This is a genomic window from Kitasatospora sp. NPDC047058, from assembly GCF_040643935.1.
Taxonomy (GTDB): domain Bacteria; phylum Actinomycetota; class Actinomycetes; order Streptomycetales; family Streptomycetaceae; genus Kitasatospora.
Window position 1 is genome coordinate 1 of record NZ_JBEYVJ010000160.1, and the last position, 16,359, is coordinate 16,359.

Below are 16,359 nucleotides of genomic sequence, written 5' to 3' on the forward strand. Positions count from 1 at the left end.
GGTCAGTTCAGGCTGCCGCGCTCCCAGCGGTAGAACTCGCGCGCCATCGCGTCCTTCGGCTCCCGCCAGGTGGCCGGGTCGTACGCCTGGACGTACGCGGTGAGCGCGTCGCTGACCGCCCGGAACTCCGGGTGGCCGACCACCTTGGCGACGGCCGGGCCCGGCGGCCGGTCGGCCTCGATCAGGTGCAGGTAGACGTTGCCGAACTGGAAGAGGCTGCGGCCGGTGACGCCGATCAGGTGCGGCAGTTCGCCGCGGTCGGACTCGGCGAACACGTCGGCGATGCCCTGGGCCGCGTCGGGCTTCATCCTGGCGACGATCAGTGCACGGTGGTTCATCCCGCTCACACCTCCGCGGCCTTCTTCTCGACCTTCTCGCGGATCAGCTGCATCTGGATGCGCGAGTTGCGGTTGATGTGGTTGACCATGCCCTCGTCGTCGACCGGGGCGGTGGGCTTCATCGCGAAGTCCTGGACCCAGCGCATCTTGGTGCCGGCCGGGACCTCCGCGTACTCCCAGCGGATGTCCATGAACTCGAACGGCCCGGGCTCGACCCGGCGGGCGCGCACCGCGAGCGAGGACCGGTCGGTGGTGCGCTCGGAGATCCAGCTCCAGACCTGGCCGTTCTCGTCCGGGTGCATGGTGAGCCGGAAGCGCACGCTGTCGCCGTCCCGCTCCAGCACCTCGACGGAGGCGTACTCGCTGAACAGCTGCGGCCAGTTCTCCAGGTCGTTGGTGATCTCCCAGACCAGGTCGAGCGGCGCGGCGATGACGATCTCGTTGTCGGTGTGTCCGGGCATCTCAGGCACCCGCCTTCGAGGTGAACGCGGAGTTGACCAGCTCCAGGAACTCGGCCGGGGTCTTGGCCGACTCCGCGCCGTTGGTGACCTTGACGCCGTGGCGGTTCTCCAGTTCGCCGACCACGCCGAGCAGGCCGAGGGAGTCCACGCCGAAGTCGTCGAAGCTGACGCCGGGGCGCTCCAGCTCGACCGGGTCGATCACGACGCCGGCCCGGGCCTGGATGAGGGCGGCCAGTTCGGGATGGCTGAGGGTGTTGCTCACGGGGTGTTCCCTTCGCTAGTGAGCCAGAGTGGGCCCGGCAGGCCCAGGTGTGCCGAAAGGTTGTCGGTCAGGCCCGGTCGTCGCGCCGGAGCACCAGCGCGGCGTTGGAGCCCATCAGCCCGCGGCTGAGCACCAGTGCAGTGCGCAGCTCGGCCGGGCGGGCGCGGCCGGTCACCAGGGCGAGGTCGTGGCAGACCTCGGTGACGTTGGGGGTGGGCGGGAGCACGCCGTCCTCCATGGCGAGGACGGCCGCCGCCGCGTCCAGCAGCGGTGCGCCGCAGTAGGCCCGCCCGGTGCCGGACTTGGGGGCGGTCACCGGGACGCGCTCCGCGTACGGGCCGAGGGCGTCGGCCAGCGCGAGCGCCTCGGCCCGGTCGGCGGCCGGGACGCCGAGGGCGTCGGCGAAGACCACGTCGACCTCCTCCGCGGCGATCCTGGCCTGGTCGAGCGCGATCCGGATCGCGGCGGCCAGGCCCTGCCGGGACTCGTCCCAGCGGGAGGCGCCGGTGAAGGTGGCGCCGTGCCCGGCGATGTGGGCGCGGACGGTGGCGCCGCGCCGGCGGGCCGCCTCCTCGTCCTCCAGCAGCAGCATCGCGCCGCCCTCGGCGGGGGCGAAGCCCCGGGCGCGGGGGGAGAACGGCAGGTAGGCGTCCTGCGGGTCGGTGGCGAGGCTGAGCTCGGGGTAGCCGAGCTGGCAGACCATCGAGTACGGCGCCAGGGGTGCCTCCGCGGCGCCGGCCACCACCGCGTCGGTGCCGCGCTCGATGGAGCGGGCCGCGTGCGCGAGGGCGTCCAGGCCGCCGGCCTCGTCACTGGCGACCACGCCGCACGGCCCCTTGTAGCCGCCGCGGATCGAGACCTGTCCGGTGCTGGCCGCGTAGAACCAGGCGATGGATTGGTAGGGGCCGACGAACTGGGGTCCCTGGCCCCAGAGTTGCTGCAACTCGCGCTGGCCGAACTCGCCGCCGCCGGAGCCGGCCGCGGTCACCACGCCCACCGCGTACGGATCTCCGGGGTCGGGAGTGAAGCCGGCGTCCGCCACCGCCAGGTCGGCGGCGGCCATCGCGTAGTGCGTGAAGCGGTCGGTCTGGACCAGGAAGCGGCTGTCGATCACGGACTGCGGGTCGAAGTCCCGTACCTGGCCCGCGATGCGCAGCGGGAGGTGGGCGCAGCCCTCGCGGGATATCCGGTCGAGGACGCTCACGCCCTGCCTGGTGGCCTTCCAGAAGGCGTCGGCCCCGACACCGTTCGGCGCCACCACGCCGAGGCCGGTGACCACGGCCCGGCGGCCCTGTTGACGTGACGTCATGGATCTCACCCCGTTCTTTTGAGCACGACGGCGGACTGGAATCCGCCGAATCCGCTGCCGACCGACAGGATGTGACGGAGCGGCAGCTCACGCGCGGTGCGTGGCACGTAGTCGAGGTCGCACTCCGGGTCCGGAGTCTCGTAGTTGGCGGTCGGCGGCACCACGCCGTGGGCCAGCGCGAGGGTGCAGGCGACGACCTCGATCGCGCCGATCGCGCCGAGCGAGTGCCCGACCATCGACTTGATCGAGCTCATCGGCGTCCCGTACGCGTGCCCGCCGAGCGAGCGCTTGACGGCCGCCGTCTCGTGCCGGTCGTTCTGCTTGGTGCCCGAGCCGTGCGCGTTGACGTAGTCGACCTCGGTGCGGTCGATCCGGGCGTGGGCGAGGGCGTCGTCGATCGCCCGGGACATCTCCAGCCCCTCCTGGGTGAGGCCGGTCATGTGGTAGGCGTTGCCGAAGGTCGCGAACCCGGCCAGCTCGCCGTAGATCCGGGCGCCGCGCCGGCGGGCGTGCTCCAGCTCCTCCAGCACCAGGACGGCGCCGCCCTCGCCGAGTACGAAGCCGTCCCGGTGGGCGTCGAAGGGGCGGGAGGCGTGCTCCGGGTCGTCGTTGCGTTCGCTGGTGGCCTTGATGGCGTCGAAGCAGGCGACGGTGATCGGCGAGATCGGCGAGTCGGAGGCGCCGGCGATGCAGATGTCGGCGCGCCCCTCCTCGACCGCCTGGAAGGCGTAGCCGATCGCGTCCAGCCCGGAGGTGCACCCGGTGGAGACGGTCTGCACCGGCCCGTGCGCGCCGGTGCGTTCGGCCACCGTGGAGGCCAGCGTGCTGGGCGCGAAGGCCCGGTGCAGCTGCGGTTCGGCCTGCCGGTGGTCGACGTCCCAGCGGGCGCCGCCGGCGCTCACCAGGGCGTAGTCGTGCTCCAGCCGGGTGGTGCCGCCGACGGCGGTGCCGAGCGAGACGCCGATCCGCCACGGGTCCTCCGCGGCCAGGTCGAGCCCCGCGTCGGCGACCGCCTCGTCCGTCGCCACCATCGCGAACTGCACGTACCGGTCGGCCCGTTGGACGTCCTCCGGGCTCAGTCCGTGCGCCGCCGGGTCGAAGTCGCACTCGGCGGCGATCCGGGAGCGGAAGCCGGTGGGGTCGAAGAGCGTGATGCCCCGGGTCGCGGTCCGGCCGGACGTGAGCAGCCCCCAGAAGGCCGGCACGCCCACGCCGCCGGGTGCGACCACACCGATCCCGGTGACGGCGACTCGCCGGGTCACGAAGCCACCTTGGCGTGTTCCGGCGGGCCGGAGGTGGCGGAGCCCTCGGTCTCCTCGGTGTCGACGTGGCCGAGCTCCGGGCGCGGGGCGAGCGGGCCGAGGTGGAAGACCATCCGGGCCTCGGTGTCGCCGACGTTGCGGAACCGGTGGCGCATGTTCAGCGGGATCATCAGCCCCTGGTTGGGCTTGAGCGGGCGGGTCACCCCGTCTAGGTCGACCTCCAGGTCGCCGCACACCACGAAGACGAACTCCTCGGAGTACGGGTGGTAGTGCTCGCCGATCCGCTCGCCGGGCTGCACGATGGCCAGACCCATGAACCCGCTGGTCGCACCGCAGGTGGTGGGGGTGAGCATGGCGCGCAGGTCACCGCCGCGCCGGCGGTTCTCGGGTGCCTCGTCGACGTGCACGATCCGTGGGTACTGCGTGGACATAGTTCTTCCTCCGAGTGTGGGGTCCGGCGAACCGGGAGTGAGGGCCGGTCAGGCTTCCTGGGAGCTGCGGTCGGTGACCGGGCTCATCGAGCGGGCGGCGAGGAAGGCGCTGAGGCCGGCGACGGTGCGCAGGTCGCCCTCCGGGCCGAGGTCGAGCAGCCGGCCGAGCACGGTGGCCTCGCGCTCGCCGGCGACGCCGAGCGCCGCGGCCGGGTCGGCCTCGGCCGGCACCCGCAGGTCCACCAGGCGGACCACGACGTCCTCCCGGTGGAAGACGAAGCTCGCCGCGACCGGCCCGGTCGGGTCGGCGGTGGCCAGGTTGTCGTAGTCGGCCAGCAGCTCGGCGGTGGCCTGCCCGTTGCCCGGCTTCACCGGGTAGAGCACGGCGTGCCGGTGCAGGCGGCCGGAGGCCGGCGAGCCGGCGATCGCCTGGTGCTCGGCGGGCAGCGCCGCCTTGGCGAAGAAGGCGCGCGCGGACTGCGGGTCGCCGAGCTGGCGGGCCTCCTCGAGGTAGGGGTTGATCGCCTCCTCGACGGCCCGCACCTCCGGCTGCATCGCCACGTGGCGCAGCGCGTCGCCGAGGCTGCCGATCACCTCGACGGCCCGCACCACCCGGTTGCCGTGCATGAACAGCGAGGTGCGGCGCAGCCGGGTGGTCTCGTCGACCTCGGCCTTGGGGGAGGTGTAGCCGGAGAGGATCCGGGCCACCTCGTGCTCGCTGCCGGGTTTGACGGTGAAGGTGAGCGCGTGCCGGATCACGCCGTCCGGGCCGGGGGCGGCCTGCGGCGGGCCGATGTGCGCGCCCGGCGCGGTGCGTGGCAGGCCGGGCGGGACCGGTGCGGGTGCACGGGTGCCGGTGGTGCCGGCCGCGGAGGTCTCCCGGAGGATGGAGTAGCGCAGCGACCGGAAGGTGTCGCTGACGCAGCCGTGCATCGGCTTGACCATCTCGCGGTGCGCCGGGCTGTCCACCCACTCCAGGAAGGTCTCCTGGTCCCGCCACTCGCTGGTGATCAGCCACTGCCGGGGGTCGTTGATCGACTGGCAGAGCTGGTCGCTGACGTGGCCGGGGACCGAGGCCACCTGGTGGCGCAGCTTCTCGTAGACGTCGAGGAAGCGCTGCTGGGCGCCGTCCTTGATCTCCAGCATCAGCATCACGCGCAGCCGGGTGTCGGTCTCTGCGTGCTCCTGCGCCTGCGGTTCGGACAGAGTCGTCATGATCCACTTTCTGCTTCTGGGCCGCGCGCGTCGGGCCGCGCGGGGCGGCCTCCGGCCGGAGGTGCCCGGCGGGGGAGGGCGGTGCGGTGGCGGGTCGGCCGGGGCTGTCGGCGCCAGGCCTGAGGTCGATCGTGCGCGGACGCCACGAGTGGCGCGAGATATGCGGGCCATCCGAGCGAAGGGGCGGCAGAACGACCCCGGCGCGGGGGATGGAGAGACGGGGCCGCCGTGTCTGCGGGCCCCGCCGAGGGCGGCGCCGGGCCCCGCAGCCGGGCCGCGAACCCCCGTACAGGCTGGAGCAATTGATGAATCCGAAGGTTGACGACCGGGTGCCGGTGCTGATCGTCGGCGGCTCGCTGGTCGGGCTGTCGGCCTCCCTCTTCCTGGGCCGACTGGGTGTCAGACACCTGCTGGTCGAGAAGCACGCCGACACCTCGCATCACCCGCGTGGCCGAGGCAACAACGTCCGCACGATGGAGCTGTACCGGGTGGCCGGGATCGAACCGGCGATCCGCGAGGCGGCCTCGGTGCTCGCCGCGAACCACGGCATCCTGCAGACCCCCTCGCTGACCGGCGAGGAGCAGGAGTGGCTCTTCCGGGAGATCGACCCCGGGGGCCGGCTGGCCCGGTTCAGCCCGAGCGCGTGGTGCCTGTGCAGCCAGAACGACCTGGAGCCGGTGCTGCTGCGCTCCGCCCGCGAGCTCGGCGGGGATCTGCGGTTCAGCACCGAGCTGGTCTCCTTCGAGCAGGACGCCGAGGGGGTGACGGCGCTGCTGCGCAGCCGGGAGACCGGTGAGGAGCGGCGGGTCCGGACGCAGTACCTGGTCGCGGCGGACGGTCCGCGCAGCCCGGCCCGGGAGCGGCTGGGCATCGCCCAGAGCGGCAAGGGTGAGCTGTTCCACAACGTCAGCATCACCTTCCGGGCCAAGCGGCTCGCCGAGGCGGTGGGCGACCGGCACTTCATCGCCTGCTACCTGACCAACCCGGAGGCCGACGGCGCGCTGCTGCCGGTGGACAACCACGAGGAGTGGGTGTTCCACGCACCGTGGCACCCCGAGCACGGGGAGCCGCTGGAGGCGTTCACCGACGAGCGGTGCGTCCGGCACATCCGGGCGGCCGTCGGCATGCCGGACCTCGAGGTGGAGGTCACCGGGAAGGCGCCGTGGCACGCGGCCGAGCGGGTGGCCGAGCGCTACTCGGGCGGGCGGGTGTTCCTGGCCGGCGACTCCGCGCACGAGATGTCGCCGACCGGCGCGTTCGGCTCGAACACCGGCATCCAGGACGCGCACAACCTGGCCTGGAAGCTGGCCGCGGTGCTCGGCGGCTGGGCCGGGCCGGGCCTGCTGGAGACGTACGGGCAGGAGCGCCGGCCGGTCGCCCGGGTGACGAGCGAGCGGGCCTCGGCGCGTTCGGCCGAGCACAGCCACCCCGGGTACGCGGTGGTGCCGGGCGTCGGCCGGCAGGCCGGGGTGCTGGCGGTGGCGCTCGGCTACCGGTACCCGGCGGGCGCGGTGGCCGGCGCGGACCCGGCGGGCCCGGTGGTGCCGGAGCAGTTCGGGTCGAACGGCGAGCCCGGCAGCCGGGCACCGCACCAGTGGCTGCTGCGGGCGGGCGTGAAGCTGTCCACGCTCGACCTGTACGAGCAGGCGATGGTGCTGCTGACCGGCCCCGAGGGCGCGGCCTGGCACGCGGGTGCCCGGCGGGCGGCCGACGGGCTGGCCGTCCCGCTGGACGCCTTCCGGATCGGCGTGGGCGCCGACGACGACCTGGCGCCCGAGCCGGGGGCGGACTTCGCCGAGCTGCACGGCATCCGTCCGGACGGCGCGGTGCTGGTCCGTCCGGACGGCTTCGTCGCCTGGCGGTCGGAGGGCGCGGCGGCGGACCCGGAGGCGGCGGTGCGGGAGGCGCTGCGGACGGTGCTGAAGCTGTAGCCCCGGCACCCGGCCCCGCCCGGGAGCCCGGGAGGCGACCCCGCCCCGAGCGTGCTTCGGAGGCGAGCGGGCGACAACGCAGCTGCACAACGGGACGGGCCCGCCGGGTGAACCGGCGGGCCCGTCCTCTGTGGTCGAGCGTCTGGCGGGGGGTGGGGTGCGTCAGTGACCGCCCGCGTCGACGACCTCGACGTCCTCGATGTTCTGCTCGATCACGTCGGCCGGCAGCGCGACCCGGATCGCCCAGAAGTAGATCGCGAAGGCGAAGACCGCGACCACGACCATGTCCCACCACATCGGGATGTTGCCCTGGCCGCCGAAGGTGCCCTGCCAGGAGATCACGCCGAGACCCACCAGGTAGACCGGCAGCCACTGGGCGGCGCGCCAGTCCAGGCGCGGCGCGTTCGGCAGGCCCTTGCGGATCGCGTAGAGCGCGTAGCCGCCGAGCAGCAGGTAGCCGATCAGGATGGCGAAGCCCAGGCGGTACAGGGTCTCCCAGCCGGACCAGTAGATGATCAGGCTGGCGACCGCGAAGGACAGCGGCGAGATGATCGCGCCACCGGGCAGGCGGTAGGAGCGCTCGCGGTTCGGCAGGCGGCGGCGCAGCGCACCGAAGGCGAGCGGGGCGCCGGCGTACATCAGGACGCTGGCGGAGGTGATGAAGCCGACCAGCTCGTGCCAGCTCGGGAACGGCAGGAAGCAGATCACGCCGGTCACGAAGGACATGATCAGGCCGAAGTACGGGACACCGTTCTTGTCGACCTTCTCGAAGGCCTGCGGCGCGTAGCCGTTCTTGCTCAGGCCGTAGGAGATGCGCGAGGTGGAGGTGGTGTAGATCAGGCCGGCGCCGCCGGGGGAGACGATGGCGTCCACGTACAGGACGTAGGCCAGCCAGCCGAGGCCGACGGTCATCGCGAGGCCGGCGAACGGGCGGCTGATGCCCTCGAAGTCCAGTCCGGCCCAGCCGCCGGCGAGGCTCGCGGCGGGGATCGCGGCGATGAAGACGACCTGGAGCAGGACGTAGATCAGGGTGCCGATGCTGACCGAGCCGATGACGGCACGCGGGATGTCGCGCTTCGGGTTGCGGCTCTCACCGGAGATCTGCAGGGCCTGCTCGAAGCCGAGCAGCGCGAAGATGATGCCGCTGGTGCTGATCGCGGTGAGGACGCCCTTGATGCCGAACGGCGCGAAGCCGTGGTCGGTGAAGTTGCCCGGGTGGAAGTTGGTGATGGCCAGGACGAAGATCGTGGCCAGCGGCACGGCGATCTTGAACCAGGTGGTGATGCTGTTGGTGCGGGCCAGCACCTTCACGCCGAGGAAGTTCACGGCGACGAAGAGGGCCATCAGGAAGACGGCGACGATGAGGCCGCTGGTGGTCAGCGTCTCGTCGGGCCGCTGCAGGCCCTCGGCGAAGGACCAGTGCGTGGCGTAGTTGATCATGGCGAAGACCTCGATCGGCGCCACGGTCGCCGCCTGGAGCCACGAGAACCAGCCGAAGGACATCCCCGCCAGGCCGCCGAACGCGTAGTGCGGGTAGCGGGCGGTGCCACCCGCGACGGGGAAGAGGCCGCCGAGCTCGGCGTGGACGAACGCCAGCAGCGCGATCGCGATGGCGCCGATGCCCCAGGAGATGAGGGCGGCGGGGCCGGCGACCATGGCGGCGTTCTTGGCGCTGAACAGCCACCCGGAACCGATGATCGAGCCGACCGAGGCCCACATGAGGCCGATCAGTCCGATCTCGCGGCGCAGCGAGCGGTGGGTGGTGGTACCGGAGTCGGTACCGGTGCTCGGCGGGGAGAGCTGGTTGAGGGATGCCATTCGAAGTCTCTCTGTGGTGTGGGGGCCCCGGCCATCGGAGCGCGGAGAGTTGCCACACAGTAGGCGTATTCATAGGCCTCTGCACAGATTCCTTTGCTGAATGTTTACCTACTTTGTTGCTACATCCCCGCAGGTAGGGGGCATTCAGTTCATACATGTGTTACGTAACTGACGGGTAGCTTCAGCATTTGAGCGGCATTTGAGCTTCGCCCCGCAGTCAGGCAATCTTGACGGTGAATAGGTTCATACAAATGACGTCAACCGCATAACGATGCCCTCCCGGGCGGGTGAGGCCTGCTGCCCCCGGGGTTGTTCGTCCGCTACGGTATGCGCCACACCGCGGCACAGCGTCGTGTCCGCGCGCTCTGACCTCCCCTCGAAGGTGCGCGCAGATGAAGCTCACTCCCCACGAGCAGGAGCGCCTGCTCATCCACGTGGCCGCCGACGTGGCCCGCTCCCGCCGGGCGCGGGGCCTGCGGCTGAACCACCCGGAGGCGGTCGCCCTGATCACCTCGCACGTCCTCGAAGGCGCCCGGGACGGCCGCACCGTCGCCGAGCTGATGGACTCCGGCCGCAAGGTGCTCACCCGGGACGACGTGATGGACGGCATCCCCGAGATGATCCCGGACGTCCAGGTCGAGGCGACCTTCCCCGACGGCACCAAGCTGGTCACCGTCCACGGGCCGATCCAGTGACCGCCCCCGAACGGGTGATTCCGGGTCAGATCCTGTACGGCGAGGGTGACATCGGTCTCAACGCCGGTCTTCCGGTCACCCGGCTCACCGTCGTCAACGGCGCCGACCGGCCGGTCCAGGTCGGCTCGCACTACCACTTCGCCGAGGCCAATCCCGGCCTGGAGTTCGACCGCGCGGCCGCCCGCGGCCTGCGGCTCAACATCCCGGCCGGCACCGCCGTCCGGTTCGAGCCGGGCATCCCGGCCGAGGTCGGACTGGTCCCGCTCACCGGCCGCCGCGAGGTGGCCGGCCTGCGCGGCGAGACGGCGGGGGCGCTCGATGGCTGACCGCCCGCGGGCCGGCCGGCCCGCCCTGTGGCTCACCCGCGAGCGCTACGCCGACCTGTACGGGCCGACCACCGGCGACCGCATCCGGCTCGGCGACACCAACCTGCTGATCGAGGTCGAGGAGGACCGCAGCCGCGGCGGCGACGAGGCCGTCTTCGGCGGCGGCAAGGTGATCCGCGAGTCGATGGGCCAGGCCCGCGCCGGCCGGGCCGAGGGCGCCCCCGACACCGTCATCACCGGCGCGGTGGTCCTCGACCACTGGGGTGTCGTCAAGGCCGACATCGGCATCCGGGACGGCCGGATCACCGCCCTCGGCAAGGCCGGCAACCCGGAGACCATGGACGGCGTCCATCCCGGCCTGGTGATCGGCCCGGAGACCGAGGTGATCGCCGGCAACGGCCGGATCGTCACCGCCGGCGCCGTCGACGCCCACGTCCACTTCATCTGCCCCCAGCTGGTGGACGAGGCCCTGGCCTCCGGCGTCACCACCCTGGTCGGCGGCGGCACCGGACCGGCCGAGGGCACCAAGGCCACCACCATCACCCCCGGCGGCTGGCACCTGGGCCGGATGTTCGCCGCCATGGACGGCCTGCCGGTCAACATCGGCCTGCTCGGCAAGGGCAACACCGTCAACGAGGCCGCGATGCACGACCAGCTGCGGGCCGGCGCCCTCGGCTTCAAGATCCACGAGGACTGGGGTGCCACCCCGGCCGCGATCGACGCCTGCCTGCGGGTCTGCGAACGGACCGGCGCCCAGCTCGCCCTCCACACCGACACCCTGAACGAGGCCGGCTTCGTCGGCGACACCCTCGCCGCCATCGCCGGCCGCGGCATCCACGCCTATCACACCGAGGGCGCGGGCGGTGGCCACGCACCCGACATCATCACCGTGGTGAGCGAGGCCAACGTCCTTCCCAGCTCCACCAATCCGACCAGGCCGCACACCGTCAACACCGTCGACGAGCACCTCGACATGCTGATGGTCTGCCACCACCTCAGCCCGCACGTCCCCGAGGACCTCGCCTTCGCCGAGTCCCGGATCCGGCCCGCCACCATCGCCGCCGAGGACGTCCTGCACGACCTCGGCGCGATCTCCATCATCAGCTCCGACTCCCAGGCGATGGGCCGGATCGGCGAGGTCGTGCTGCGCACCTGGCAGACCGCCCACGTGATGAAGGCCCGCCGCGGCGCCCTGCCCGGCGACGGCCGCGCCGACAACCACCGGGCCCGCCGCTACGTCGCCAAGTACACCATCAACCCGGCCGTCGCCCAGGGCCTGGACGGCGAGATCGGCTCGGTCGAACCGGGCAAGCTCGCCGACCTGGTGCTCTGGTCGCCCGCCTTCTTCGGCGCCAAACCCGACCTGGTGGTCAAGGGCGGCCAGATCGCCTGGGCGCAGACGGGCGACGCCAACGCCTCCATCCCCACCCCCCAACCGGTGCTGCCCCGGCCGATGTTCGGTGCGACCGGGCGCTCCGCGGCGGCCAACTCGCTCAACTTCACGGCGCCGGACGCGATCGAGCACGGCCTGCCCGGGCGGCTGGCCGAACAGCTCGGCGTGGCCAAGGAGTTCACCGCGATCCGGAACACCCGCGGGGTCACCAAGGAGCAGATGGTCAACAACACCGCCCGCCCAGACGTCCGGGTCGACCCCGACACCTTCACCGTCACCGTCGACGGCGAGGTCGTCACCCCCGAGCCGGCCACCGAACTGCCGCTCGCCCAGCGGTACTTCCTCTTCTGATGTCCCTCTCCGCCCTGCTGCTGCTCGCCGACGGGCGGTTCCCGGCCGGCGGGCACGCCCACTCCGGCGGCGCCGAGGCCGCCGTCCGGGCCGGCCGGGTGCACGACACCGCCAGCATGACCGCCTTCCTCACCGGACGGCTGCACACCACCGGCCTGGTCACCGCCGCCCTGGCCGCCGCGGCCGCCGCCGGGCAGGACACCGCCCTGCTCGACGCCGCCGCCGACGCCCGCACCCCGTCACCCGCCCTGCGCGCCACCAGCCGGCGGCTCGGCCGGCAACTGCTCCGGGCCGCCCGCGCCGCCTGGCCGCACCCCGGCCTGGACCGGCTCGCCGCCGCACACCCGCGCGGCGCGCACCAGCCGGTCGTGTTCGGCGCGACCGCCCTCGCCGCCGGGCTCACCCCCGCCCAGGCCGCGTCCGCCGCCGCCCACGAGAGCGTCAACGGGCCGGCCACCGCCTGCATCCGGCTGCTCGGCCTCGACCCGTACGAGGTCGCCGCCGCGCTCGCCCGCCTCGCCCCGCAGCTCGACACCGTCGCCGCCGCGGCCGCCGCGGCCGCCGCCCTGGGCGACCCGGACGCGCTGCCCGCCGCCTCCGCACCCTTGCTCGACGCCTACGCCGAGCACCACAGCTCCTGGAAGGTCCGTCTCTTTGCATCGTGACCACGTCGACCCGGTCGACGCCCCGGCCCGCCACACCCACACCCACACCCACACCCCGCCCGTCACCGGGACCGGCCGCCGCCGCGCCCTGCGGATCGGCCTCGGCGGCCCGGTCGGTTCCGGCAAGACCGCCACCGTCGCCGCCCTCTGCCGCGGGCTGCGCGAGGAACTCTCGCTGGCCGTCGTCACCAACGACATCTACACCACCGAGGACGCCGAGTTCCTGCTCCGCCACGCCGTCCTGCCGCCCGAGCGGATCACCGCCGTCGAGACCGGCTGCTGCCCGCACACCGCCATCCGCGACGACATCTCCGCCAACCTGGAGGCCGTCGAGGACCTGGAGGAGGCCGTCGGCCCGCTCGACCTCGTCCTGGTCGAGTCCGGCGGCGACAACCTGACCGCCACCTTCAGCCGCGGGCTGGTCGACCACCAGATCTTCGTCATCGACGTCTCCGGCGGCGACAAGATCCCGCGCAAGGGCGGCCCCGGCGTCTCCACCTCCGACCTGCTGGTGATCAACAAGACCGACCTGGCCCCGCTGGTCGGCGCCGACCTCGGCGTGATGGCCCGCGACGCCGCCGCCCAACGCGGCGGACTCCCCACCGTGTTCTGCTCGCTCACCTCCGCCGAAGGCGTCGCACCGGTCGCCGCTTGGGTCCGCGAGCGGCTCGACGCCTGGCGCACCCGGCCGTGACCGCCACCGTGGCGGCCCGGGCCCGGATCGCCGCCGAGCCGGACGGGCGGGGCGGCACCGCCCTGCCCGTCCTCTCCGGCGCCGGACCGCTCGCCCTGCGTCGCACCCGGGACACCGGCGGCGCCGCCCACGTCGTCCTCATCGGCTCGATGGCCGCCCCGCTCGGCGGCGACCGGCTCGCCCTCTCCGCCGAACTCGCCGACGGCGCCGCCCTCACCGTCACCAGCGCCGCCGCCACCATCAGCCTGCCCGGGCCCGGACCGGCGCACTACGACGTCGAGCTGACGGTCGGCGCGGGCGCCCGGCTCGACTGGCGCCCCGAACCCGTGGTCGCCGCGAGCGGCAGCCACCTGATCCTGCACACCCGGATCACCCTCGCCGCCGGCGCCCGGCTGCGCTACCGCGAGGAGCAGGTCCTCGGCCGCCACCACGACTGGACCCGCGGCGCCGCCCCCGGTCGGCTCACCTCCCGAATCACCGTCCGCCGGGCCGACCGGCTCCTGCTCGACCAGCAGACCGACCTCGGCCCCGGCGCCCCCGGCTGGGACGGCCCCGCCGTCCTCGGCGGCCACCGCACCACCGGCCAGCTCCTCACCGTCGGCCACCCGCCGCCGCCCCCGCCCACCGCCGGCGACGCCGCCCTGCTCACCCTCCCCGACCCCGACGCCACCCTCCTCACCGCCGCCGCCCCGGACGCCCTCGCCCTCCGCCGCCTGCTGGACGAGCCCCGCGTGCCGTGACGGCCGGCGGGCTCAGGCCAGGCGGGCTCAGGTCAGACGGGCTCAGGACAGGCCGCCGGCCAGGTCGGACGGGTCGGTGTTCGCGCCGCACAGCAGGACGGCGACCCGCTCGCCGTCCACCCGGCCGAGCGCGGCCAGCGCCGTGGACGCGGCGTACTCGACGGCGATCCGGTGCCCGTCCCAAAGCTCCTGCCGCGCCCGGACGATGGCCTCGTCCGGCACCAGCACCGCGTCCACGCCGTCCTGCCGGGCGGCGTGGACGGCAAGTGCGGTGGCCCGGCGGGCGCCCAGCGCGTCCTGGGCCACCGAGTCCACCGTGACGTCCACCGGCCGGCCGGCCGCGAGGGCCGCGTGCAGGGCCCGGCTGCCCTCCGGTTCGACGGCCACCACCCGGACGCCGTGCTCACGGGCCGCGGCCGCCACCCCGGCGAGCAGGCCGCCGCCGCCCACCGACAGCACGACGGTGTCCAGGCCGGGCACCCGGGTGCGGATCTCGTCCAGCACGGTGCCCGCCCCGGCGGCGATCAGCGGGTGGTCGTAGGCGTGTGAGGCCAGCGCACCGCTGCGCGCCGCGAACTCCTCGCAGGCGCCCAGCGCCTCGGCGTACTCGCGGCCGGCCAGCCGCACCTCGGCGTCGTACGAGCGCAGCCGGGCCAGCTTCACCGGCGAGGCCGTCTCCGGCAGGAACACCGTGGCCCGCACGCCGAGTTCACGCGCCGCCCAGGCGCAGGCGAGGCCGGCGTTCCCGCCCGAGGCGATGGTCACGCCGGCGTCCGGGAGGGTGCCCGCCGCGGCGTGCGCGAGCAGGAAGTTCTGCGCGCCCCGGGCCTTGAAGCTGCCGGTGTGCTGGAGGTACTCCAGCGCCAGCCAGACCCGCCCGCCGTCGTCCCCCGGTGCCACCGTCACCGGCCGGACCCGCCCGGCGATCCGCTCCCCGGCGGCCTTCACGTCCGCGTACGTCAACTGCCCCATCGCGCTCGCCCCTCTGCCGGTCCGGCTGGTCGTCGACCGACCGTACGCGCCCCGGCGGGCGAAGAGAAGATCACGGCCGGCCCGGAGGCCCCGGGGCGTAGACTCGCCCCCATGCGTTTCGTGATCCTTCCGCCGCCGCTGCGCTAGCGGGCGGCGTACTCCACGGATTCCAGCCCGGCGGCCGCGCGGCCACCGGGGCGACGGCTGCCGCCCGCGCACCCCGCGGACCTCATCCGGCACCACTTCGTGGAGAACCGACGCATGACCACTCATGCCGCCGTGCCGCTCCGGCACGGCCTGCTGTCCATTTCCGCCGCCGCCGTCGCCTGGGGCGTGGGCGGAGCCGCGGCCGCACTGCTGATGCGCACCAGCGGGCTCGGCCCGGTGGCCGTCTGCTCGTGGCGGTTCGGCGTCGCGGCGCTCTGCCTCGCCCTGCTGCCGTCCGGCCCGCGGACCGGTGGGCACCGCCGGGGTGCGGCGGTGCTCACCGGGCTCGGGCTGGCGGTCAGCCAGTGCGCCTACTTCGGCTCGGTGCAGTACGCCGGCCTCGGCCTGGGCACCCTGGTCACCATCGGCGCGGGCCCGGTGCTCACCAGTCTGGGGGCCCACCTCCTGCTCGGCGAACGCCTCACCGGGCGGGCGCTGGCCGCCATCGCGCTCGCGCTCGGCGGCCTGGCGCTGCTGGTGGCCGGCCCGGCGGCCGGACCGCGCCCGGCCCTCGGCGTGGCGCTCGCCGTGCTCGCCGGCGCCGGGCAGAGCGGCCTCACGCTCTGGGCGCGCGGCGGCGGCTCGGCGCGGGCGACGACCGGGGCGTTCACGACCGGGCTGCTCTGCCTGCTGCCGCTGGCGGTGCTGGAGGGCGGCGTCCTGCCGGCCGGGGGAGATCCGGCGCTGACGGCGGGCGCACTGCTCTTCCTGGGCACCGTCCCGACCCTGCTCGCCTACCGCTGGTACTTCGCCGGGCTGGCGACCGTCCCGGGCGCGACGGCCTCGGTGCTCGTCCTGCTCGAACCGGCCGCGGCGGCGCTGCTCGCCGTCGTCTGCTTCGGCGAGCCGCTCACCCCGGCCCTGCCGGCGGGCTCCGCCCTGCTGCTGGCCGCCGTCGCGGCGCTCACCCGCGAGACCGGCTGACCGTGCGGCGGCGGCCCCGCAGCCGGTGAGGCGTGCGGGCCGCCGCCGGGGCGTCACGGCACCGGCCGCAGGGCCGGCGGGCCGGGGACCAGCGCGCGCAGTACCAGGTCGACCTGGACGCGGGCGGCGCCGGCCCGCAGCAGGGCGGTGGAGACGGCGCGTAACTCCTCGGGGCCGGTGCAGGCGAGCCGCAGTTCGAGGTCGGCCTCGCCGGCCAGCGCGAGGCCGCCGCGCACCGCCGGGAACTCGGCGGCCAGCTGCTGGAAGTCCAGCGGGACCGGGCCGAAGCCGACCCGGGCGATGGCGTGCAGGTGCCGGGCTCCCCCGGGCTGCGGCTCGGCGCCGCCGGGGAGCAGGTGCAGGGC

Annotated in this window: 18 protein-coding genes; 8 read left to right on the forward strand and 10 right to left on the reverse strand. The window is 74.1% G+C overall.

Translation table 11 applies throughout. The features are described 5' to 3' along the window. Window positions 1–2: 2 nt before the first annotated feature. The 7 genes from ABZ885_RS22805 to ABZ885_RS22835 all read right to left on the reverse strand — a co-directional run bounded on the left by ABZ885_RS22805 (window position 3) and on the right by ABZ885_RS22835 (window position 5,278). On the reverse strand, window positions 3–338 hold the full coding sequence (locus ABZ885_RS22805; protein WP_360191515.1) for a TcmI family type II polyketide cyclase: 336 nt from the start codon (window positions 336–338) through the stop codon (window positions 3–5). Between the two features lie 5 nt (window positions 339–343). Next, window positions 344–799 carry an SRPBCC family protein gene (locus ABZ885_RS22810; protein WP_360191518.1) on the reverse strand — a complete coding sequence of 152 codons (456 nt, stop codon included), beginning with the start codon at window positions 797–799 and terminating at the stop codon, window positions 344–346. A 1-nt stretch (window position 800) separates the two neighbouring features. Then, window positions 801–1,061 (reverse strand): acyl carrier protein, encoded by a 261-nt coding sequence (locus ABZ885_RS22815; protein ID WP_360191521.1) that lies wholly within the window; start codon window positions 1,059–1,061, stop codon window positions 801–803. Window positions 1,062–1,128: 67 nt separating this feature from the next. Further along, entirely contained in the window at window positions 1,129–2,370 is a 1,242-nt protein-coding gene (locus ABZ885_RS22820; RefSeq protein WP_360191524.1) for a beta-ketoacyl synthase N-terminal-like domain-containing protein, read from the reverse strand. A 5-nt stretch (window positions 2,371–2,375) separates the two neighbouring features. Then, window positions 2,376–3,632: a beta-ketoacyl-[acyl-carrier-protein] synthase family protein gene (locus ABZ885_RS22825; RefSeq protein ID WP_360191527.1), complete on the reverse strand. Its 1,257-nt coding sequence runs from the start codon at window positions 3,630–3,632 to the stop codon at window positions 2,376–2,378. Next, window positions 3,629–4,063, reverse strand: a complete 435-nt coding sequence (locus ABZ885_RS22830) for a cupin domain-containing protein (protein ID WP_360191530.1) — start codon at window positions 4,061–4,063, stop codon at window positions 3,629–3,631. Before ABZ885_RS22830 ends, ABZ885_RS22825 begins: the two co-directional genes overlap by 4 nt. 48 nt (window positions 4,064–4,111) lie before the next feature. Beyond that, window positions 4,112–5,278 (reverse strand): SchA/CurD-like domain-containing protein, encoded by a 1,167-nt coding sequence (locus ABZ885_RS22835; protein WP_360191533.1) that lies wholly within the window; start codon window positions 5,276–5,278, stop codon window positions 4,112–4,114. 305 nt (window positions 5,279–5,583) lie between these two features. On the opposite strand from ABZ885_RS22835, the gene ABZ885_RS22840 reads away from it, so the two are divergent. Continuing rightward, window positions 5,584–7,209, forward strand: a complete 1,626-nt coding sequence (locus ABZ885_RS22840; protein WP_360191536.1) for an FAD-dependent monooxygenase — start codon at window positions 5,584–5,586, stop codon at window positions 7,207–7,209. Window positions 7,210–7,371: 162 nt separating this feature from the next. Here ABZ885_RS22840 and ABZ885_RS22845 read toward each other — a convergent pair whose 3' ends face one another. Then, window positions 7,372–9,027: an APC family permease gene (locus ABZ885_RS22845; protein WP_360191539.1), complete on the reverse strand. Its 1,656-nt coding sequence runs from the start codon at window positions 9,025–9,027 to the stop codon at window positions 7,372–7,374. A gap of 392 nt (window positions 9,028–9,419) precedes the next feature. Here ABZ885_RS22845 and ABZ885_RS22850 point away from each other — a divergent pair, with 392 nt between their 5' ends. Genes ABZ885_RS22850 through ABZ885_RS22875 form a run of 6 tightly spaced genes read left to right on the forward strand, consistent with a single transcriptional unit; the run spans window position 9,420 to window position 13,891 of the window. Continuing rightward, window positions 9,420–9,722, forward strand: coding sequence for an urease subunit gamma (locus ABZ885_RS22850; RefSeq protein ID WP_360191542.1), 303 nt, complete (start codon window positions 9,420–9,422; stop codon window positions 9,720–9,722). Window positions 9,723–9,736: 14 nt separating this feature from the next. Next, window positions 9,737–10,048: an urease subunit beta gene (locus tag ABZ885_RS22855; protein WP_360191566.1), complete on the forward strand. Its 312-nt coding sequence runs from the start codon at window positions 9,737–9,739 to the stop codon at window positions 10,046–10,048. Next, window positions 10,041–11,792, forward strand: a complete 1,752-nt coding sequence (locus ABZ885_RS22860; protein WP_360191545.1) for an urease subunit alpha — start codon at window positions 10,041–10,043, stop codon at window positions 11,790–11,792. The genes ABZ885_RS22855 and ABZ885_RS22860 overlap by 8 nt, the downstream gene beginning before the upstream one ends. Beyond that, on the forward strand, window positions 11,792–12,457 hold the full coding sequence (locus ABZ885_RS22865) for an urease accessory UreF family protein (RefSeq protein ID WP_360191548.1): 666 nt from the start codon (window positions 11,792–11,794) through the stop codon (window positions 12,455–12,457). The genes ABZ885_RS22860 and ABZ885_RS22865 overlap by 1 nt, the downstream gene beginning before the upstream one ends. Further along, window positions 12,447–13,151, forward strand: coding sequence for an urease accessory protein UreG (ureG, locus tag ABZ885_RS22870; RefSeq protein WP_360191551.1), 705 nt, complete (start codon window positions 12,447–12,449; stop codon window positions 13,149–13,151). Before ABZ885_RS22865 ends, ureG begins: the two co-directional genes overlap by 11 nt. Further along, window positions 13,148–13,891, forward strand: a complete 744-nt coding sequence (locus tag ABZ885_RS22875; RefSeq protein ID WP_360191554.1) for an urease accessory protein UreD — start codon at window positions 13,148–13,150, stop codon at window positions 13,889–13,891. Before ureG ends, ABZ885_RS22875 begins: the two co-directional genes overlap by 4 nt. Before the next feature lie 42 nt (window positions 13,892–13,933). Here the strand turns inward: ABZ885_RS22875 and ABZ885_RS22880 are convergent, their stop codons facing one another. Further along, complete coding sequence (locus ABZ885_RS22880) at window positions 13,934–14,863, reverse strand: serine/threonine dehydratase (RefSeq protein ID WP_360191557.1); 930 nt, start codon at window positions 14,861–14,863, stop codon at window positions 13,934–13,936. A gap of 261 nt (window positions 14,864–15,124) precedes the next feature. Between ABZ885_RS22880 and ABZ885_RS22885 the strand changes: the two genes are divergently transcribed. After that, complete coding sequence (locus ABZ885_RS22885) at window positions 15,125–15,994, forward strand: EamA family transporter (RefSeq protein ID WP_360191560.1); 870 nt, start codon at window positions 15,125–15,127, stop codon at window positions 15,992–15,994. 53 nt (window positions 15,995–16,047) lie between these two features. On the opposite strand, the gene ABZ885_RS22890 is transcribed toward ABZ885_RS22885, so the two are convergent. Then, window positions 16,048–16,359 (reverse strand): hypothetical protein (locus ABZ885_RS22890; RefSeq protein ID WP_360191563.1); only part of this gene is annotated, 312 nt, incomplete at its 5' end.